A 19,999-nucleotide genomic window follows, 5' to 3' on the forward strand; every position below is an offset into this window, starting at 1 on the left:
TCAGCCAAGCAGTGTTCTGGTAAACGCCCCATAAAACGGAACCGTGTTCTCACACGATCCGCACAGCTCAGAGCCGGTGGCACGCGCCGAGTGGCAGGTCACGGCGGCGTCCTGGAAACCCGTTGCGGACCCAAGTCGCGGCAGGCCGCCGGGGAGTTGGCGAGGACTCGCCGGACGGCAGCGGCGGACCGGCCCGGATCGGGCGGCCCGCCGCTGCCGTCAACGCGGCGTGGCGAAGTTCACCCGACCGAGGAGTACGCCACCACGCCGCGCAGCAGTCCGTCCACCGCCCTGCGGGCGTTGCGCCGCACCGGGCTGCCCTCGGGCGCCGCGTTGCCGATCTGGCCCAGCACGTCGATGAGCTGCTTGCACCAGCGCACGAAGTCCCCCGCGGGCATGTCGGCGTCGGAGAGCACCGCGTCCAGGCCGTGGCCGGACGCCCAGCGGTACGCGGGCCACGCGAAGCCGAGGTCGGGCTCGCGCTGGCCCACGCCCTCGGTCTGGTTGATCCGGTGGTCCTCCTCCAACGCGTCCAGCCGGCCCCAGATCCGCACCATCTCGCCGAGCGCCGCCTTCGCGTTGCCGGTCGGGAGTTTCGGCATCACGGCGTCGTCGGACTGCCGGGACTCGTAGACCAACGCCGAGGCGCACGCGGCGAGTTCGGCCGGGCCGAGGCCGTCCCACACCCCATCCCGCAGGCATTCGCTGGCCAGCAGGTCGAGTTCGCCGTAGAGCCGGGCCAGCCGGCGCCCCTCGGGGGTGACGGTGTCGCCGTCGAGGTAGTCCAACTCGGCCAGCACCGCGCAGACCCGGTCGAAGGTCCGCGCGATGGTGTTGGTACGGCCTTCGATCCGCCGCTCCAACTGCTGGGTGTCGCGGCGCAGTCGGTGGTACCGCTCGGCCCACCGGGCGTGGTCCTCACGGTCGGCGCAGCCGTGGCAGGGATGCGCGCGGATCTCGCTGCGCAGCCGGGCGATCTCGGTGTCGTCGGCGGCGGCCGAACGCTGCTTGCGGTGCCGGGCCGGCGCCGCCCAGCCGGCGGTGCCGGCCTTGGTGCGCATCGCCGAGGCGAGGTCGCGCCGGGACTGCGGGCTGCGCGGGTTGAACGACTTGGGGATGCGCATCCGGTCCAGCGCCTCGACGGGCACCGGGAAGTCCATCTGCGCCAGCCGCTTGACCTGGCGTTCGGCGGTGAGCACCAGCGGGCGCGGCCCGTCGTGGTACTCCTCGCCGCGCCGGGGACCGGCGGCCCGCCCGGCGGGCACCCCCGGGTCCAGCACCAGCGCCAGGCCGGCGTACTTCCCGGCCGGCACATGGATGATGTCGCCGGGCTTCAGCTTCTCCAGCGCGTCCGAGGCGGCCGCCCGGCGCTGCGCGGCGCCCTGCCGGGACAGTTCGGCCTCGCGCTCCTTCAGCTCGCGGCGCAGCCGCATGTAGGCGTCGAAGTCGCCGAGGTGGCAGGTCATCGACTCCTGGTAGCCGTCGAGCCCTTCCTCGTTGCGCTGCACCTGCCGGGAGATGCCGACCACCGAGCGGTCCGCCTGGAACTGCGCGAACGACGTCTCCAGCAGTTCCCGGGAGCGGTGCCGCCCGAACTGCCCGACCAGGTTGACCGCCATGTTGTACGACGGCTTGAAGGACGAGCGCAGCGGGTACGTGCGGGTGCCGGCCAGGCCGGCGACGGCGGTCGGGTCGAAGCCGCGCTGCCACAGCACCACCGCGTGGCCCTCGACATCGATGCCGCGCCGCCCGGCGCGGCCGGTGAGCTGGGTGTACTCGCCGGGGGTGATGTCGGCGTGGGTCTCGCCGTTCCACTTCACCAGCTTCTCCAGCACCACCGAGCGGGCCGGCATGTTGATGCCCAGTGCCAGTGTCTCGGTGGCGAACACCGCCTTGACCAGGCCCTTGACGAACAGTTCCTCGACCACCTCCTTGAAGGTGGGCAGCATGCCGGCGTGGTGGGCGGCGATGCCGCGCTCCAGGCCCTCCAGCCACTCGAAGTAGCCCAGGACGTGCAGGTCCTCGTCGGGGATGGCGCGGGTGCGCTCCTCGACGATGGACCTCACCCGGGCCCTGGCCTCGTCGTTGTTCAGCCGCAGGCCCGCGTACAGGCACTGCTGGACGGCGGCCTCGCAGCCGGCCCGGCTGAAGATGAAGGTGATCGCGGGCAGCAGGCCCTCGTTGTCGAGCCGGTCGATCACCTCGGCCCGGCTGGGCGTCCAGATCCGGCTGCGGGAACGCCGCTCGCGCTCCCGGTCCGCCTCCCGGCCGCGCTTGCCGCGCGGGTAGGTGCGCTGGTTCTCCATCCGGGCCAGGCGTTCGAGGTCGGTGTTGACCTCGCGGCGCCCGCCGGGGTCGGCGGGCCCGGACTTCTCCTCGAACAGGTCGTACATCCGCCGCCCGGCCAGGACGTGCTGCCACAGCGGCACCGGCCGGTGCTCGGAGACGATCACCTTGGTGTCCCCGCGGACGGTGTCCAGCCAGTCGCCGAACTCCTCGGCGTTGGAGACGGTCGCGGACAGCGACACCAGGGTCACCGACTGCGGCAGGTGGATGATCACCTCTTCCCACACGGCGCCGCGGAAGCGGTCGGAGAGGTAGTGCACCTCGTCCATCACCACGTAGCCGAGGCCGTCGAGTGCGGGAGAGCCCGCGTAGAGCATGTTGCGCAGGACTTCGGTGGTCATGACGATCACGGGCGCGTCGCCGTTGACGCTGTTGTCGCCGGTGAGCAGGCCGACCTTGTCGGCGCCGTAGCGTTTCGCCAGGTCGTTGTACTTCTGGTTGGACAGGGCCTTGATGGGCGTGGTGTAGAAGCACTTGCGGCCCTCGGCCAGGGCCAGGTGGACGGCGAACTCGCCGACGATGGTCTTTCCCGAGCCGGTGGGCGCGGCGACCAGGACACCGCTGCCGCCCTCGAGGGCCCGGCAGGCGTCTATCTGGAACGGGTCGAGGCCGAACTCGTACAGCTCGCGGAACTGCGCGAGCGCGGTGGCGTTCTCTTCAGCGCGGCGACGGCTGGCGGCGTAGCGCTCGGCTGGCGACATCTCTTCGGTCATCTCCCGCACGAGCCTACCCGGGGGCACCGACACCGTGCGTGACCTTTACCGCCCGGCTGCCCTCCCGGATACGGTTCCGGGCCCGCCGCGGCACCCCCGCGGCCGGTCCGCGCGCCGTTCAGACCAGCAGCCGCAGCGCGCCCGGCACGGTCTGCGCGGTCAGCGGGAGCGGCCCGACCGGCTCCCCGTCGGCGTAACCGGTGACACCGACCGCGGCCAGCCGCACCCGCGCGGCACGGTGCACGGTGACCACCGGGTGGCTGGGGTGGGTGCCGCGGTAGACCCGCGGGAAGACCCGCAGCAGCGTGGTGCGGCTGCACGGGCCGACCACGCACACGTCGAAGAGCCCGTCGTCCATCTGCGCGTCGGCGCAGATCCGCATGCCGCCGCCGTAGGAGGAGCCGTTGCCGACCGCGATGAGGGTCGCCTCCAGTTCCCGCTCGTCGGTGTCGTCGAAGGCAACGGTGTAGCGGATCGGGCGCAGCGCGGCCAGTTCCGCGAGCATCGCCACGTCGTACCGGAAACGGCCGCCGGGGAAGCGCATCCGGTTGCCGCGGTCGTTGACCCGCGAGTCGAAGCCGGAGGCGAGCACCGTGCCGAACCAGCGGTGGCCGCCCGGCCCGCCGCCGACCCGCCCGAGGTCCAGCGACCTCGTACGGCCCTCCGTGAGCGCCCGTGCGACGACCCTGCCCGCGGCGGCCGGGTCCCGCACCGGCAGGCCGTTGACCCGCGCGAAGTCGTTGCCGGTGCCGACCGCGACCACGCCCAGCGGGGTGGCCGTGCCCGCCACGGCCTGCAGCGCCAGCGACACCAGGCCGTCGCCGCCGACCGCCACGAGGGCCCCCGTCCCGCGGGTGACCGCGGCCCGGGCCCGGACGAGCGCGTCCCCCGCGTCGGTGCCGACCACCGTGCGGACGGCGAAGCCGGCCGCCCTGAGTTCCCGGGCGGCCGGCTGCGCCGCCCGGGCACCCCGCCCGCGGCCGGCGGACGGGTTGACGAAAAGGGTGATCTCGCTGGTCACCGGCGCGACGATATCGTTCCGCGGACCCCCCGCGGTAGATCCAGGCACCATCCAGATGCCCCCCACGGTGCCCTACCGTCCGCGGGTCCGCCGTAGCTGGTAGCTCCGTTCCCCACCCGCCCCTGATTGGGCTGCTCGCCATCGTCAAGCGCGGGTGGCCCGTGCCCGGGTACGCAGCGGTACGCTGCGGAGCAGCCGCACGTACTCAGGGGCGCGTGGGGATACCTCCCAGGCGAAGCTCTGGGGGAGAACGGAGCGACCAGCCCACCACCGGGCGCGCCCGGCAACGGACCGGAACCGTCACAGCGGGGAACCGCACGCGCCCCCCACCGGGCGCACCCGGCAGCGGACCGGAACCCTCACGGCGGGGAACCGTACGGCGGCAAAAGAATCCGCTCAGGTCGCGTCGTCGTAGTCGTCGTCCGCGGTCCGCCGCTCGGCGTCCGCGTCGAACGCCTGCGCATCGATCTGCTCGGGCACGTAGTCGAGGCCGGAAGCCTCATCGGGGTCGAGCCCGAAATCGGGGTCGGCCGCGCGGCGGCGGTCACGGCGCCGGTCGTTGAAGAAGCAGACACCCATCGCCAGGAAGTACAGCAGGACGATCGGCGCGGCCAGCAGCGACATGGTCAGCGGGTCACCCGTCGGCGTGGCGACCGCGGCGAAGACGGTGATGCCGATGACCATCCCGCGCCACCAGCCCAGCATCCGGCGCCCGGTCACTATCCCGGTGAAGTTCAGCAGCACCAGCACGAGTGGTAGCTCGAAGGCGAGGCCGAACACGACGATCATCCGGGCCACCAGGTCCAGGAAGTCGTCGAGCGGCAGCAGGTTGGTGGTGTCGCTCGGCACGAAGCCGATCATGATCCGCGCGGTCTGCGGCAGGATCGCGTAGGCGAGCACCGCACCCGCCAGGAACAGCGGCACACCGGCGGCGACGAAGCCCAGCGTGTAGCGCTTCTCGCTCTTGTGCAGGCCGGGCGCCAGGAACGCCCACAACTGGTAGAGCCACACCGGGGAGGAGACGACCACGCCGGCCATCAGCGAGACCTTCAGCGCGATCGAGAAGCCGCCCAGCAGACCGCTGACGGTCATCTGCGCGCACGCCTCGGTGTGCTCCTTCTGCTGCGACGCGGGCATCGCGCCGTTCACGCAGCGCACACCGGCCGGAATGCGGTGCTGGAGCAGCTCGATGATGTGCTTGTAGAACACCGCTGCCACGATCGTGACAACGAGGATCGCCAAGACCGACTTGAACAGCCTGTTGCGCAGCTCACGCAGATGGTCCGCGAGGGGCATCCGGCCCTCGGGGTCCTTGGTCTGCTTGCGGGCAGTCTTGAGCACCCACGTCCTCGTCTCGTGCGGCAGCCGTCACCGGCGCGACCGGTCCCGGCTTGGTCCTTCACCTGTCGCCGGCCGCCGCAGGGGACGGCCGGACGCGGTAATCGGTCTCGGATCAGCTCTGGCTGGTGGTGCGCTCCGGCTCGCTCACCGGGCGGGCGCTGGCGGTGTCGCCGGGGGCGGACTGGATGGTACGAGCGGCGGTCTGCGGCGCGGCGGGCTCCTCGGCCGAGGACGACGCGTGGTCGTTCTTCATCGCCTTGGCCTCGCTCTTGAGGATGCGGGCGGACTTGCCGACCGAACGCGCCAGGTCCGGAAGCTTCTTCGCACCGAACAGGACGACGATGACGGCGACGATGAGGAGGATTTCCAGGGGCTTGAGGTTGCCGAGCATAAGAGGTCTACCTTCTCACCTTGGCGGCGTGGTCCGTGCGTCCGCGGTGCGGAGCCGGGCGGGTGCCCGGAGCCGTGCCGCGCAGTGATCGTAGCGCGCGGCGGTGAACGGCGGAGAGAGCACCGTCGTCCATCCGGCTGCGGCCCGAGCCGCGCGTCGTTCGCGGGCCGCCCGGGCCAGAGTACCCTCACCTGCCGGAATCGCGGCAGGGCTCAGGGCCGCGAGATCTCTCCGGTCCGTTCGGCCAACGGCCGGGCCGCCCGCCGCAACCGCTCGCTCGCCGCGGTCAGCGCCTCGGTGCTGGCGGCGACCTGGTGGGCGAGCGCCTGGACGGCCGCGAAGACGCGTACCGCCAGCACCCCCAGCACCAGGAGTCCCGCGGTCGACAGGCCGACGTAGAGAAAAAGCCACCACATGGGCCGCGAGCCTATCGGTGGACCGCCCGGCCTGGTGCGATCGCCCCGTGCGGGGCCTCAGCGGCCGGTCAGCCGCATCGTGGGGACCCCGCCGCCGGTGAGCAGCTCGATGATCCGCTCCCCCGCCGGCTTGCGGACCGCCTCGCCGCACTCGGGGCAGGTGAAGGAGTAGAAGGTGGTGCGGGACGAGGCGCCGATGGCCAGCCGCAGGGCCGCGGCGTCCAGTTCGAAGCTGCTGCGGCAGTGCGTGCAGTTCGCGCGGAACAGCACGGCAGGCACGGCGGGCACCGCGGACGCCGACGGCGGTTGTGACGGCGACTGCGGGCCGTTCTGCGGCGGGCACTCCACCGGGGCCGTACCGCCGCTCGTCCCCTCACTCACCGTAGGCGGCCAGGGCCCGCACCGCCGCTTCGCGGGCGCCGTCGGCGAGGTCGGGCGGGGAGACGATCCGGCCGTCGCGGCCCAGCCGCAGCGCGAGCCGCCGCAGCGAACCGGGGTCGGGCGTGCGCAGGGTGATCCGCAGTCCGCCGTCGGGCAGCTCCTCGGCGCTGTCGTGCGGGTAGTACTCCGCGACCCAGCGGCCGCCGGGCCCCACCTCGACCACCACCTCGGGGTCGTCGCCGGCCGGCTGCACCAGCCCCTGCGACAGGTCGCGCGGCTCCATCCGCGGCGGGTCGGACGGCTCGTCGAGCAGCCGGATCTCGGCGACCCGGTCCAGCCGGAAGGTGCGGCGGTCCTCCGACAGCCGGCACCAGCCCTCCACATAGGTGTGGCCGACCGCGAAGAGCCGGATCGGGTCCACCTCGCGGTCGGTGAGGGTGTCGCGGGCCGGCGAGTAGTAGCGCATCCACAGCCGGCGGCGCTCGGTCAGCGCGCGGTCCACGGTGGCGAACACGCTGCCCTCCGACTCGAACGTCACCGACAGCCGCCCGCTCGCCCCGGCCGCCTCACCGGCCGCCGTCTCCAGCTTCGCGGCGGCCCGCTGCAACGCCTGCCGGTCGCCCTCGCGCAGCCCCGGCAGGTTCGCCACCGCCCGGGCGGCCACCAGCAGCGCGGTCGCCTCGTCGGCGGCCAGCCGCAGCGGCTGCGCCACGTCGTCGGCGGTGCCCGGGTTGTGCCACCAGATCCGCTCGCCGTCGGTGTCGATGTCCAGCAGGTCGCCGCCCCTGAAGCTGGTGCCGCACAGCGGCAGCACGTTCAGGTCGCCGATCAGCTCGGCCTCGCTGACCCCGAAGGCCCGCGCCACCTCGCTCACCCGCGCCCCGGGCCGCTCGCGCAGATACGTCACCAGGGACAGCATCCTGCGGGTCTGGTCGATCGCGTTGCTCATCGGTCACTCCCCCACTGGCTCACAGGTCGCTCGGGCCGGGTCCGCACATGGTGCTGAAGGGATGTCTCGGCCATCGCCTAGCCCTTCGCCACCGCGCGCAGCCGGTCCACCAGGTCCGCGCGCAGCTCCTCGGGGGCCACCACGACCACGTCGGGGCCGAACTCCGCGAGCCATGCGTCCAGGCCGTGCCCGTACGGGACTTCCAGCTCGTCCCAGTCCGCGTCGACCGGGGTGGTGGCGACCGCGCGGGCGCGCAGCGGGTAGCCGCTGTCCCGGCGCAGCCTGATCCGCGCGGTGGCGGCGGTGGCGCCCTCGCCGGCCCAACGGGCCACGGTCTCGCGGACGTCGATGTGGTCGGGCACCTCGGCGGTGAACGCCCCGCGCACCTTGACCCGGCCGGAGATCCGCGACAGCCGGAAGACCCGGACGTCGCCGCGGTCGCGGTCGTGGCCGGCCAGGTACCAGTGGCCGCGCCAGCACTCCAGCGCCCACGGCTCGACCAGCCGCGGCTCGGGCCGTACCGCGTTCGCCTTGCGGTAGTCGAAGGCGACCGCCTTGCGCTCACGGGTGGCGACCATCAGCGCCTCGAAGGCCGGTTCCGGGGCCGGAATCCGCGGCTCCAGCGCGCTGGTGGCGTCCTCGTACGGCACACCGGCCGCGCGCAGCTTCTGCAGTGCCCCGCTGGCGGCCTCGGCGAGCCGCGCCTGCTGCCAGACCTTCGCGGCCAGCGCGAGCGCGGCGGCCTCCTCCGGGTCCAGGGCGATGTCCGGCAGCCGGTTGCGGTCGCTACGGGCGAGGTACCCGAAGTCGCCGTCGATGCTCTCCACGGTGTCGATGACCAGGCCGAGTTCGCGCAGGTCGTCCTTGTCGCGCTCGAACATCCGGTTGAACGACTCGTCCGAGGTGACCTCGTGGTACGCCTCGATCGACGCGCGCAGCTCACGTTTGCTGACCGGGCGCCGGGTGTTCATCAGGCACAGCGCAAGGTTCATCAACCGCTCAGCCTTGGCAATCGCCATCTGCAAGCCCTCCGTTTGCGCCCTCGCCCGCTGACCGTACCGCTCCTGGGCGTCGACCCAAAACCGCGGCCCCCGCCGGTGGGCGGGGGCCGCGGTCACGGGCAGCGCCCTGGGTTCACACGTGAACGTATCCAGGTCGCCCCGGTGAGCGAGCCAAAGGCGCGCCGGTGTCGAAAGGAGGAACACGCGGAGGCCCAGAAGGAGGGGCTGAGCATGATCGACCGTCGGCACCGGGTTCAAGCACCCGGAGGCGAGCGAACACAAAAGGGGGGTCAGACGGCGACCAGGTCGCAGACGAAGATCAGGGTCTCACCCGGGCGGATCGCGGCGCCGGCGCCGCGGTCGCCGTAGGCGAGGTGCGAGGGGATGGTCAGCTGGCGGCGGCCGCCGACCTTCATGCCCTGCACGCCCTGGTCCCAGCCGGCGATGACCTGGCCGACACCGAGCTGGAACTGAAGCGGCGTACCGCGGTTCCAGCTCGCGTCGAACTCCTCGCCGGTGGAGAACGCCACGCCGACGTAGTGGACGGAGACGGTGTCGCCGGCCTTCGCGACCGGGCCGTCGCCCTCCCAGATGTCCTTGACCTCCAGGTCGGCCGGCGGCTCGCCGCCCGGGAAGTCGATCTCGGGCTTGTCGATGCTCACTGCGGTGCTCCTTGTGCTGTTGCGGGCAACCTGGACAGTCTTGCAGACCTCACAGGATGGCCAGCACGTCGAGCGTGAACACCAGCGTCGCGTTCTTCGGGATGCCGCTGCCCGAGGGCGGGTTGGCACCGTAGGCGAGCGAGCCCGGCGTCACCAGCAGCACCCGGCTGCCGGCCTTCTTGCCGACCAGGCCCTGCTGCCAGCCCTGGATGAGCTGGCTCAGCTCGAAGGCCGCCAGCTCGCCGCGGCTGTAGCTGGAGTCGAACTCCTTGCCGGTGCTCCACACCTTGCCCTGGTACTGCGCCAGCACCGCGTCGGTGGACTTGATCACCGGGCCGTCGCCTTCGAGGATGTACGCGGAGACGAGTTTGGTGGGGGCCTTGACGCCCTTCGGGATGGTCAGCGACGGGATCTTGCCGTCGGTGTTGGTGCCGGACTTCGGCAGGTCCGCGTTGGTCTGCGGCACCACCTTCCCGGTCGACGAGCTCTTCCCGTTGAAGCGGTTGAGCACGTCGATGACGAACACCAGCGTGTCGGTACCCTTGATGCCGGCCTGCGAGTTGCCGCTGCTGCCGTAGCCCAGCGACGGCGGGATCGCCATCTCCACCCGGCTCTTCACCTGCTGGCCGACCAGGCCCTGGTCCCAGCCCGGGATGAGCTTTCCCTGGCCGATCACGTTGGTGTACGGGCTCTTGCCGAAGGAGGTGTCGAAGACCTTCGCGGTGTTCCAGATCTGGCCCAGGTAGTTGACCTGGACATAGTCGCCGCTGACGATCTTCGGCCCGTCGCCCTTGATCACCGTCTTGACGGCGAGCTTGGTGGAGGGGGTGCCGGTGCCCTTGGCGATGGTCGGCTTCTGGTCGAAGGCCGTGCCCGTGGTGATCGCCGGCACCGGGCCGGAGACGATCTCCGCCTTCGGGGTCGCGGAGGTGGTCGGCGACGTGGGCGGCGTCGTCGAGGTCGTCGTCGAGGGCGTCGAACTGGGCTTCGCCGACCCGCTCTTGCTGTCTTTGCCGCAGCCGGCGGCGGTGAGCATGAGCGCGGGGACTGCGAGCAGTGCTGAGCGTCGGCGCACGGAGTTCCTCGTTACTGTCGTCGGGGTGGGGGGCGTGCTGGGGACTGACGGGTGGATCATGGGGGGAACACAAGTACAGCCCCATACCCTACGGCGTGCGACAGGCCCCGTACGAGATACGCACGGGGCCTGTGTGGATGCTGTGGTGGATACGCCCGGTCACCTCACACCGGGTCACCTCCCGCCGGGTCACATCCCGGCGATCAGCTTCTCCACCCGGTCGTCCACCGACCGGAACGGGTCCTTGCACAGCACGGTGCGCTGCGCCTGGTCGTTCAGCTTCAGGTGCACCCAGTCGACGGTGAAGTCGCGGCGCTGCTCCTGGGCGCGCCGGATGAAGTCACCGCGCAGCCGGGCCCGGGTGGTCTGCGGCGGCACCGACTTGGCCTCGAAGATCTTCAGGTCGCTGCAGATCCGCTTGGCCTGGCCCTTCCGCTCCAGCAGGTAGTACAACCCGCGGCGGCGGTGGATGTCGTGGTAGGCGAGGTCTATCTGCGCGACCCGCGGGTGGGACATGGTGATGTTGTCGCGGTTCCGGTAGCGCTCGATGAGCTGGTACTTCATCACCCAGTCGATCTCGGTGCCGATCTTCGACAGGTCGCCGCTGCCGATCGACTCCAGGGCGCGGCCCCACAGCTCCAGGACCTGGTCGATGACGCCGCTGCGGATGCCGCGGCGCTCGCAGAACTCGACGGCCTTGGAGTAGTACTCCTGCTGGATGTCGAGCGCGGACGCCTCCCGGCCGGAGGCGAGCCGGACCTTGCGGCGGCCGGTGATGTCGTGGCTGACCTCGCGGATGGCCCGGATCGGGTTCTCCAGTGTCAGGTCGCGCATCACGGTGCCGGCTTCGATCATCCGCAGCACCAGGTCGGTGGCGCCGACCTTGAGCAGCATCGTGGTCTCCGACATGTTGGAGTCCCCGACGATGACGTGCAGCCGGCGGTACCGCTCGGCGTCGGCGTGCGGCTCGTCACGGGTGTTGATGATCGGACGGGACCGGGTGGTCGCCGAGCTGACGCCCTCCCAGATGTGCTCGGCGCGCTGGCTCACGCAGAAGACCGCACCGCGCGGGGTCTGCAGCACCTTGCCCGCGCCGCACAGCAACTGACGGGTGACGAGGAACGGAATGAGGATGTCCGCCAGCCGGGAGAATTCGCCGTGCCGGGCGACCAGGTAATTCTCGTGGCAACCGTAGGAGTTGCCGGCCGAGTCGGTGTTGTTCTTGAACAGGTAGACATCACCCGCGATGCCCTCCTCGTGCAGGCGCCGCTCGGCGTCCACCAGAAGGCCCTCAAGGATGCGTTCACCGGCTTTGTCGTGCGTGACGAGTTCGGTGACGTTGTCACACTCGGGAGTGGCGTACTCCGGGTGCGAGCCGACGTCGAGATAGAGGCGGGCCCCATTGCGGAGGAAAACATTGCTGCTGCGGCCCCATGACACGACACGGCGGAAGAGGTACCGCGCCACCTCGTCAGGGGACAGACGCCGCTGTCCCCTGAACGTGCATGTGACGCCGTACTCGTTCTCCAGCCCGAAAATGCGGCGGTCCATGTCTGAACATTACGCCTGATGCGACGTGCTGAAACGGGGATCGGGGCCACGGTTTGGATCTTTTTCCGCAACGCCCCGATCGGTTTCGACCTCCCGCACCGTCAGGATTCGCCCGGTCGAGAGCAGTACGCCCAGCGCCACGGCACCGCACACCGCGCAAACACCGAATCCCGCGGAGGTTCCGACGTGTTGCGCGACCACCCCGGCGACCGCCGTGCCGAGCGCCGCGCCGACCCCCATCGCGGTCACCACCCAGGAGAACGCCTCCGTCACCGTGCCCGGCGGGGCGTGTCGGTCGACCACCAGGAAGCCGCACGCGAGGGTCGGCGCCAGGAAGAGCCCGGCCAGCGATGCGAGCGGCAGCATCCAGCCCAGCGCGGGGACCAGCAGAAGCGGCGGGTAGCAGGCCGCCAGGCCCACCGCGAGCAGCCGCAGCCGCCGCTCGGGGGCGCCGGCGAACGAGCGCCCGCCGTAGACGAGCCCGCCGACCAGCGCGCCGGCCCCGTTGGCGGCCAGCAGGTACGCCGCGGCGGAACCGCCGCCGTGGTCGTCCCCGTAGGCGACCGCGGCCAGCGAGAAGGCGCCCAGGGCGATGCCGACGAAGAAGCAGGAACCCAGCAGCGCCAGCAGCCCGGGTGAGCGCAGCGCGCCCAGCCAGTGCGGCTCGCGTGCCTGGGCGCGCCACTGCCGGGACGGCCCGGAGGTGACGACGATCAGGGTGCCCGCCACGCCGAGCAGCCCGGCGAGCACCAGCGCGGCGGCCTGCGAGGCGACCGCGACCGCAGCGGTGACCAGCAGCGGGCCGAGCGTGAACAGCACCTCCTGGGCCGCCGCGTCCAGCGCGTAGGCCCGCTGCACCTGCTCCTCGTGGTCCAGCACCATCGGCCACAGCGCCCGCAGGCCGCCTTCCAGCGGCGGCGTGGCGACCCCGGCGAGCAGCACCGCGGCGATCGCCACCGGCAGCGGGCGCGGCCCGTTGACGGCCAGCAGCGCGAAGCCGGCCGCGGCCAGCAGCGCCGCCGACGCCATCACCCGCGGCTGCCCCCGGCGGTCCACCGCCCGTCCGAGCAGCGGCTGGCCGAGGGCCACCGCGAGCCCGTAGAGCGCGGACAGGGCGCCGGCCAGGCCGTAGCCCGCGCCGTGCGCGCGCAGGAACAGCACGATCGCCAGCGCGGACATCCCGTTGGGCAGCCGTCCCAGCAGGGTCCCGCCGAGCAGCCGTACCGCGTGCCGGGCCCGCAGCAGGTCGGCGTAACCGCTCGCCATTGCCCCTCCCCAAGTCAAGTGTTACGTATAACGTCAGCGTCATACGTACCATGACGGCAGCTCACGGGTCCAGGCCGTGGGACAGGTTCCGGAAGGTGGCGGGCGGTGTGGCCGGAAGCGATCGACCCACCTCACGGGATGTGGCGCGGGTGGCCGGCGTGTCGCAGGCGACGGTGTCGCTGGTGCTCGGCGGGAAGTGGCGCGGGCGGGTCTCGGAGCGCACCGCGCTGGCGGTGCGCGCGGCGGCCGGCGAGCTGGACTACCGGCCGAACCTGGCCGCGCGCAGCCTGCGGCTCGGCCGGACCAGGACCGCGCTGCTGGTGGTGCCCGCGCTCACCCACGAGTACTTCGCCCGGGTCTACGCGGGCGCGGCGCGGGTGGCCGACGCGCACGGCTTCGGGGTGGTGCTGTACCCGTCACCCGAGGGGGTCGGCCCGGCCCGCGACCCGTTCGGCTCCGCGCGCGCCGCGATCGACGGGGTGATCGCCTCCTCCATGGCGGCGGACGCGCTTGCCGGGATCGCCGACGGCGGGCTGCCGCTGGTGATGCTGGACAGCGGGCCCGGTACGGAGGGGGGACCGCCGACGGTGGATCTCGCCGTCGCGGACGGCATCCGCCAGGTGGTACGGCACCTGGTCGGCCTCGGCCACCGCCGGATCACCCATCTCGCCGCCGATGTGGACACCTGGACGTTCCGGGTCCGCGCGCAGACGGTCCGCGAGGAGCTGGGCGGAGTGGACGGCGCGCGCCTGGCGACCGAGCGGTGCGGGCTGGATGTCCGCTCCGCGCGTGAGGCCGCGGTGCGTGCGCTCACGGCTTCCGGCGACCGCCCCACCGCTCTCCTGTGCGACGGCGACGTTCTCGCCGCGGGCGCCTGCAAGGCCGCCCGCGGGCTCGGGTTGAGGGTGCCGGACGAGGTGTCCGTTTCCGGCTTCGACGATCTGGAGCTGGCGACCGCGCTCGACCCGGAGCTCACCTCGGTCCGGCTTCCCGCGGAGGATGTGGGTGCCCGCGGAATGTCGGCGTTGCTGGCGGCGCTCGACGGGGTACCCGTCGCCCCGGTCGAGCTCCCGGTCGAGCTTGTGGTCCGGGGTTCTACGGGGCTCCCGCCGGCGCCGTAGGGGTTCGCCGCCGAATGGGAGGTGCCCCCACGCGCCCCTGAGTCGGTGCGGCTCCTCCGCGAAGGGAGGGTCACCACCAAGGGGCGCGGGGAACCGCGCGCGCAACCCACCACCAGCAGGTGGTCCCTGAACCGACAGAACCCACCACCCCGGAGGGTCAGTCGCCCTACTCCTCGTCGTCGGAGGGCTCGTCCGTCTTCGTGGTGGACGCGCTTTCGGTGTCGAGCAGGCGGGACAGTTGGCGGCCCAGAATCCGCTTGAACTTCCGCTGCTGCGGCCGGGTCCGGTCCAGTACCGCGACTTCGAGCTGCTCGGCGGTGAGTTGCCGGTCGCTGCTGCCGTTGGAGTCCCGCCCGAGCGACTCGACGGCCAGCGCCAGCGCCTCCGCGAGGGTCATCCCGTCGCGGTGCCGCTGGTCGAGGTAGCTGCCGATCTGGTCGGAGTTCCCGCCGACGGCGACCGCGCCGTGCTCGTCGACGATGGAACCGTCGTGCGGCAGGCGGTAGATCTGGTCGTCCTCGGGAGCGGCACCCACCTCCGCGACGATCAGCTCCACTTCGTACGGCTTCTCGCCGACGCTGGAGAAGATGGTGCCGAGGGTCTGCGCGTAGACGTTGGCGAGGCCTCGGGCGGTGACGTCGTTCCGGTCGTAGGTGTAGCCGCGCAGGTCGGCGTAGCGGACTCCGCCGATCCGGAGGTTCTCGAACTCGTTGTACTTGCCGACGGCGGCGAAGGCGATCCGGTCGTAGATCTCGCTGACCTTGTGCAGCGCCCGGGACGGGTTCTCGGCGACGAAGACGATGCCGTCGGTGTACTGGAGGACCACGACACTGCGGCCGCGCGCGATGCCCTTGCGGGCGTACTCCGCGCGGTCCGCCATTGCCTGCTGGGGCGAAACGTAAAACGGCGTGGACACCGGCTCAACCGTGCCTTTCTGCTGTCGTCGGCGCTGCGTGGTGGGTCAAGGGGCGCGGGGGGCGCGGCGGGTGAACGGGCGTCACAGCACCTCGGCCTGCGGGCCGTCGGGGTGTTCGAGCCGGCCGTCGAGCACCGAGCGGGCGATCGCGGCGACGTCGGACTCGTCGAGCCGGCGGAAGCCGTCCTCGGTGATGACGGTGACGATCGGGTAGATCCGCCGGGTCAGGTCGGGGCCGCCGGTGGCCGAGTCGTCGTCGGCCGCGTCGTACAGCGCCTGGATGACGGCGGTGACGGTCTGCTGCTCGGTCAGGTCCTTGCGGTAGAGCTTCTTCAGGGCGCCGCGGGCGAAGACCGAACCGGAGCCGGTGGAGGCGAAGTTCGCCTCCTCGCTGCGGCCGCCGGTGACGTCGTAGGAGAAGATCCGGCCCTTGGCGCGGTCCGTGTCGTAGCCGGCGAAGAGCGGGACCACGGCGAGGCCCTGCAGGGCCATCGCGAGGTTGCCGCGGATCATGGTGGACAGCCGGTTGGCCTTGCCCTCCAGGGAGAGGGTGGCGCCCTCGATCTTCTCGTAGTGCTCCAGCTCCAGCTGGAAGAGCTTGACCATCTCGACCGCGAGGCCGGCGGTGCCGGCGATGCCGACCGCGGAGAACTCGTCGGCCGGGAAGACCTTCTCGATGTCCCGCTGGGCGATGACGTTGCCCATGGTGGCGCGGCGGTCACCGGCGAGCACGACGCCGGAGTCGAAGACGGCGGCCACGATGGTGGTGCCGTGCGGCAGTTCGACCGCTCCCTTGACCGCGGGCAGCGTGCGGTTCCCCGGCAGCAGCTCGGGCGAGTGCTCGCCCAGGAAGTCGAGGAACGACGACGAGCCGGGCGTCAGGAAGGCAGCCGGCAGATGCCCGGGCTTACGAGTGTTGGCTTCCACGCGATTCCTTCCACACGATCATGGTGTTTGCTACGGACCCTACCCATGGGCCCGGCGTCCATCCGCCCCGCGGTCCGAGGGACGCGGGGCGGACGGACGGCGAGCGGCTACTCGCCGCCCTTCTGGACGAAGGAGCGCACGAAGTCCTCGGCGTTCTCCTCCAGGACGTCGTCGATCTCGTCGAGAACCGAGTCCACGTCGTCCGAAAGCTTCTCCTGGCGTTCCTTGAGGTCGTCGGCGGCCTTGGCGTCCTCCTGGACCTCCTCGACCTCGTCCGTGGAACGCGTAGCCCGCTGCTGTCCGCCGTCGGTGTCCTTGGTAGCCATGTCCCTCACCCCGCTCGGTTGCGTGCGTACAAGATCAGACCCTACAAGGAGGGTCCGACTGCGGCCCTCGAATACGACAACGTCCGAGTGCTACGGACTTGATTCCCGGTTCTGGACCGTTTCAGCCGCGGATCATCCCCCGGACAGGATGCGGACCAGCTCCTCGGCCGTACGACAGCGGTCGAGCAGCTCTTTCACGTGGTTGCGGGTGCCCCGCAGCGGTTCGAGGGTGGGGACGCGCTGCAGGGAGTCGTGGCCCGGCAGGTCGAAGATCACCGAGTCCCAGGACGCGGCGGCCACGTCGTCGGCGTACTGCTCCAGGCAGCGGCCTCGGAAGTAGGCCCTGGTGTCCTCCGGCGGCCGCTGTACGGCCCGCAGGACCTCCTCCTCGGTCAGCAGCCTCTTGATCCGTCCGCGGGCCGCCAGGCGGTTGTACAGGCCCTTGTCGGGACGCACGTCGGCGTACTGGAGGTCGACCAGGTGCAGGCGGGCGGCGTCCCAGTCCAGGTTGTCGCGGCGCCGGTAACCCTCCAGCAGCTCCAGCTTGGCCACCCAGTCCAGCTCGCCGGCCAGGCTCATCGGGTCGCTCTCCAGGCGGCCCAGGACGTCCTCCCAGCGGGCGAGCACGTCCCTGGTCTGCTCGTCGGCGTCGCTGCCGTAGCGCTCCTCGACGTACTTGCGGGCGAGGTCGAAGTACTCCATCTGAAGTTGTACAGCGGTCAACTTCCGGCCGTTGCGGAGCGTGACGAGCCGTTGCAGCCCGGGGTCGTGGGAGACCTCGTGCAGGGTCCGCACCGGCTGGTCCACCGCGAGGTCCACCTTGATGAACCCCTCCTCGATCATGGACAGCACCAGCGAGGTGGTGCCCAGCTTGAGGTAGGTGGAGATCTCCGACAGGTTGGCGTCGCCGATGATGACGTGCAGCCGGCGGTACTTCTCTGCGTCGGAGTGCGGCTCGTCGCGGGTGTTGATGATGGGGCGCTTGAGGGTGGTCTCCAGGCCGACCTCGACCTCGAAGTAGTCCGCGCGCTGGCTGAGCTGGAACCCGTCGTCGTGGCCGTCCTGGCCGATGCCGACCCGGCCCGCGCCGGTGACCACCTGCCGGGAGACGAAGAACGGCGTCAGGTGCCGGACGATGTCCGAGAACGGGGTCTCCCGGCGCATCAGGTAGTTCTCGTGGGTGCCGTAGGAGGCGCCCTTGTTGTCGGTGTTGTTCTTGTAGAGCAGGATCTGCTGGGCACCGGGCAGCTGCGCGGCGCGCACCGCCGCCTCGGCCATGATCCGCTCGCCGGCCTTGTCCCACAGCACCGCGTCGCGCGGATTGGTGATCTCCGGCGAGGAGTACTCCGGATGGGCGTGGTCGACGTAGAGCCGGGCACCGTTGGTGAGGATCACGTTGGCGAGGCCGATGTCCTCGTCGGTGAGCTGGGTGGAGTCAGCCGCCTCCCGGGCGAGGTCGAAGCCGCGGGCGTCCCGCAGCGGGTTCTCCTCCTCGAAGTCCCAGCGGGCGCGCCGCGCCCGGTGCATCGCCGCCGCGTAGGCGTTGACGATCTGGGACGAGGTGAGCATGGCATTGGCGTTGGGGTGGCCGGGGACGGAGATGCCGTACTCCGTCTCGATGCCCATTACTCGCCGTACGGTCATGCGGCCCTCCTTGCCCTGCTCCGGCCCATCCGAGCCGAAAACACACCGGCTGCGGGTACCCGCTGGTCGGGACCCGCAGCCGGAGGGTAGTGCCTACAGATACTGTCCGGTGTTCGCCACGGTGTCGATGGAGCGTCCGGTGTCCGCCCCCTGCTTTCCGGTCACCAGGGTGCGGATGAAGACGATCCGCTCGCCCTTCTTACCGGAGATCCGCGCCCAGTCGTCGGGGTTGGTGGTGTTCGGCAGGTCCTCGTTCTCCTTGAACTCGTCGACACAGGCGGCGAGCAGGTGGTTGACGCGGAGCCCGCGCTGGTCGTGGTCGAGGAAGTCCTTGATGGCCATCTTCTTCGCACGGTCCACGATGTTCTGGATCATCGCCCCGGAGTTGAAGTCCTTGAAGTACAGGACCTCCTTGTCACCGTTGGCATAGGTGACCTCCAGGAAGCGGTTCTCCTCGGTCTCGGAGTACATCCGCTCGACCACCGACTGGATCATGGCGTCCACGGTGCCGGCCGGGGACTGGCCGTGCTCGGCCAGGTCGTCGGAGTGCAGCGGGAGGGTGTCGAGGAGGTACTTGGTGAAGATGTCCTTGGCCGCCTCGGCGTCCGGACGCTCGATCTTGATCTTCACATCCAGGCGGCCGGGCCGCAGGATGGCGGGGTCGATCATGTCCTCGCGGTTGGAGGCGCCGATCACGATGACGTTCTCCAGGCCCTCGACGCCGTCGATCTCGGCGAGGAGCTGGGGGACGATGGTGTTCTCCACGTCGGAGCTGACACCGGAGCCGCGGGTGCGGAAGAGGGACTCCATCTCGTCGAAGAAGACGATGACGGGGGTGCCCTCGGACGCCTTCTCCCGGGCCCGCTGGAAGACCAGGCGGATCTGCCGCTCGGTCTCGCCCACGTACTTGTTGAGCAGCTCGGGACCCTTGATGTTCAGGAAGTAGCTCTTGCCCTGCGGCTGGCCGGTGACCTCGGCGACCTTCTTGGCCAGCGAGTTGGCGACCGCCTTGGCGATGAGCGTCTTGCCGCAGCCGGGCGGGCCGTACAGCAGCACACCCTTGGGCGGACGGAGTTCGTACTCCTTGAAGAGGTCGGCGTGCAGGTAGGGCAGTTCGACCGCGTCGCGGATCTGCTCGATCTGGTTGCCGAGGCCGCCGATCTGCCGGTAGTCGATGTCGGGGACCTCTTCGAGGACCAGCTCCTCGACCTCGCTCTTGGGCACGCGTTCGTAGACGTATCCCGAGCGGGGTTCGAGCAGCAGCGCGTCGCCGGTGCGCAGGGTGCCGTCGAGCAGCGGCTCGGCGAGCCGGACCACACGCTCCTCGTCGGTGTGCCCGATCACCAGGGCGCGCTCGCCGTCCTCAAGGATCTCCTTGAGCGTGACGATGTCGCCGACCAGCTCGAACTCCATCGCCTCGACCACGTTCAGCGCCTCGTTGAGCATCAGCTCCTGGCCGCGCTTGACGTCGTCGAGTTCGACGGACGGGCTGACGTTGACCCGCAGTTTGCGGCCGCCGGTGAAGATGTCGGCGGTGCCGTCCTCGTTGGCCTGGAGGAACACTCCGAAGCCGGCCGGCGGCTGCGCGAGCCGGTCGACCTCCTCCTTGAGGGCCACGATCTGGTCGCGGGCCTCGCGGAGCGTGTTCGCAAGCCGTTCGTTCTGTGCGGAGACGCCGGCCAGGTTGGTCTGCAGCTCGACGATCCTCTCCTCGAGAATCCTCGTGTGCCGCGGAGAGTCGGCGAGCTTGCGTCGCAGGACGGCGATCTCCTGCTCAAGAAAGGCGACCTGGCTCATGGGGTCTTCCGAACCACGAGCGGGTCGGCCGCCACGGTTGAATTCGTCGTCGTGGGCCGCCACGGTCCTCACCTCCTCCAAGGGGAGCTGGACGTTCCCAGACCCTACCTGGGCTGGTAGGGGTTGAAACCCCTAGATCACAAAGACGATCGCGG

At 70.9% G+C, this 19,999-nt stretch carries 18 protein-coding genes; 1 reads left to right on the top strand and 17 read right to left on the bottom strand.

The genetic code is table 11. The features are described 5' to 3' along the window. Positions 1–239 precede the first annotated feature (239 nt). The 12 genes from OG370_RS07670 to OG370_RS07725 all read right to left on the bottom strand — a co-directional run bounded on the left by OG370_RS07670 (position 240) and on the right by OG370_RS07725 (position 13,113). Positions 240–3,059: a DEAD/DEAH box helicase gene (locus OG370_RS07670; protein ID WP_328461929.1), complete on the bottom strand. Its 2,820-nt coding sequence runs from the start codon at positions 3,057–3,059 to the stop codon at positions 240–242. A gap of 118 nt (positions 3,060–3,177) precedes the next feature. After that, positions 3,178–4,080 carry a diacylglycerol kinase gene (locus OG370_RS07675; RefSeq protein WP_328461931.1) on the bottom strand — a complete coding sequence of 301 codons (903 nt, stop codon included), beginning with the start codon at positions 4,078–4,080 and terminating at the stop codon, positions 3,178–3,180. Positions 4,081–4,476: 396 nt separating this feature from the next. Beyond that, positions 4,477–5,421, bottom strand: a complete 945-nt coding sequence (gene tatC / locus OG370_RS07680; protein ID WP_328461933.1) for a twin-arginine translocase subunit TatC — start codon at positions 5,419–5,421, stop codon at positions 4,477–4,479. Positions 5,422–5,533: 112 nt separating this feature from the next. Next, positions 5,534–5,812, bottom strand: a complete 279-nt coding sequence (tatA, locus tag OG370_RS07685; protein WP_328461935.1) for a Sec-independent protein translocase subunit TatA — start codon at positions 5,810–5,812, stop codon at positions 5,534–5,536. 212 nt (positions 5,813–6,024) lie between these two features. Further along, positions 6,025–6,228, bottom strand: a complete 204-nt coding sequence (locus OG370_RS07690) for a hypothetical protein (RefSeq protein WP_328461937.1) — start codon at positions 6,226–6,228, stop codon at positions 6,025–6,027. 57 nt (positions 6,229–6,285) lie between these two features. After that, entirely contained in the window at positions 6,286–6,516 is a 231-nt protein-coding gene (locus OG370_RS07695) for a hypothetical protein (RefSeq protein WP_328461939.1), read from the bottom strand. 85 nt (positions 6,517–6,601) lie between these two features. Continuing rightward, positions 6,602–7,558, bottom strand: coding sequence for a helix-turn-helix transcriptional regulator (locus tag OG370_RS07700; protein WP_328461941.1), 957 nt, complete (start codon positions 7,556–7,558; stop codon positions 6,602–6,604). A gap of 77 nt (positions 7,559–7,635) precedes the next feature. Further along, positions 7,636–8,577, bottom strand: a complete 942-nt coding sequence (locus OG370_RS07705) for a helix-turn-helix transcriptional regulator (RefSeq protein ID WP_328461943.1) — start codon at positions 8,575–8,577, stop codon at positions 7,636–7,638. A gap of 272 nt (positions 8,578–8,849) precedes the next feature. Beyond that, positions 8,850–9,221 carry an FKBP-type peptidyl-prolyl cis-trans isomerase gene (locus OG370_RS07710; RefSeq protein ID WP_328461945.1) on the bottom strand — a complete coding sequence of 124 codons (372 nt, stop codon included), beginning with the start codon at positions 9,219–9,221 and terminating at the stop codon, positions 8,850–8,852. A gap of 49 nt (positions 9,222–9,270) precedes the next feature. After that, positions 9,271–10,296: an FKBP-type peptidyl-prolyl cis-trans isomerase gene (locus OG370_RS07715; protein ID WP_328461947.1), complete on the bottom strand. Its 1,026-nt coding sequence runs from the start codon at positions 10,294–10,296 to the stop codon at positions 9,271–9,273. 189 nt (positions 10,297–10,485) lie between these two features. Then, positions 10,486–11,847 carry a Pup--protein ligase gene (gene pafA / locus OG370_RS07720; protein WP_328461949.1) on the bottom strand — a complete coding sequence of 454 codons (1,362 nt, stop codon included), beginning with the start codon at positions 11,845–11,847 and terminating at the stop codon, positions 10,486–10,488. Between the two features lie 9 nt (positions 11,848–11,856). After that, entirely contained in the window at positions 11,857–13,113 is a 1,257-nt protein-coding gene (locus OG370_RS07725; protein WP_328461951.1) for an MFS transporter, read from the bottom strand. Between the two features lie 50 nt (positions 13,114–13,163). Between OG370_RS07725 and OG370_RS07730 the strand changes: the two genes are divergently transcribed. Then, complete coding sequence (locus tag OG370_RS07730; protein WP_443060628.1) at positions 13,164–14,234, top strand: LacI family DNA-binding transcriptional regulator; 1,071 nt, start codon at positions 13,164–13,166, stop codon at positions 14,232–14,234. Positions 14,235–14,400: 166 nt separating this feature from the next. Here the strand turns inward: OG370_RS07730 and prcA are convergent, their stop codons facing one another. From prcA to arc, 5 genes are all read right to left on the bottom strand, one after another. Continuing rightward, positions 14,401–15,150 carry a proteasome subunit alpha gene (gene prcA / locus OG370_RS07735; protein ID WP_328461955.1) on the bottom strand — a complete coding sequence of 250 codons (750 nt, stop codon included), beginning with the start codon at positions 15,148–15,150 and terminating at the stop codon, positions 14,401–14,403. A gap of 81 nt (positions 15,151–15,231) precedes the next feature. Then, positions 15,232–16,077, bottom strand: a complete 846-nt coding sequence (gene prcB / locus OG370_RS07740) for a proteasome subunit beta (protein ID WP_328461956.1) — start codon at positions 16,075–16,077, stop codon at positions 15,232–15,234. 107 nt (positions 16,078–16,184) lie between these two features. After that, positions 16,185–16,403: a ubiquitin-like protein Pup gene (locus tag OG370_RS07745; protein ID WP_328461957.1), complete on the bottom strand. Its 219-nt coding sequence runs from the start codon at positions 16,401–16,403 to the stop codon at positions 16,185–16,187. Positions 16,404–16,535: 132 nt separating this feature from the next. After that, positions 16,536–18,047, bottom strand: coding sequence for a depupylase/deamidase Dop (dop, locus tag OG370_RS07750; RefSeq protein WP_328461958.1), 1,512 nt, complete (start codon positions 18,045–18,047; stop codon positions 16,536–16,538). Between the two features lie 93 nt (positions 18,048–18,140). After that, positions 18,141–19,907, bottom strand: coding sequence for a proteasome ATPase (gene arc, locus OG370_RS07755; RefSeq protein ID WP_328461959.1), 1,767 nt, complete (start codon positions 19,905–19,907; stop codon positions 18,141–18,143). Between the last annotated feature and the right edge of the window lie 92 nt (positions 19,908–19,999).

The sequence above is a fragment of the Streptomyces sp. NBC_00448 genome (genome assembly GCF_036014115.1).
GTDB lineage: Bacteria > Actinomycetota > Actinomycetes > Streptomycetales > Streptomycetaceae > Actinacidiphila.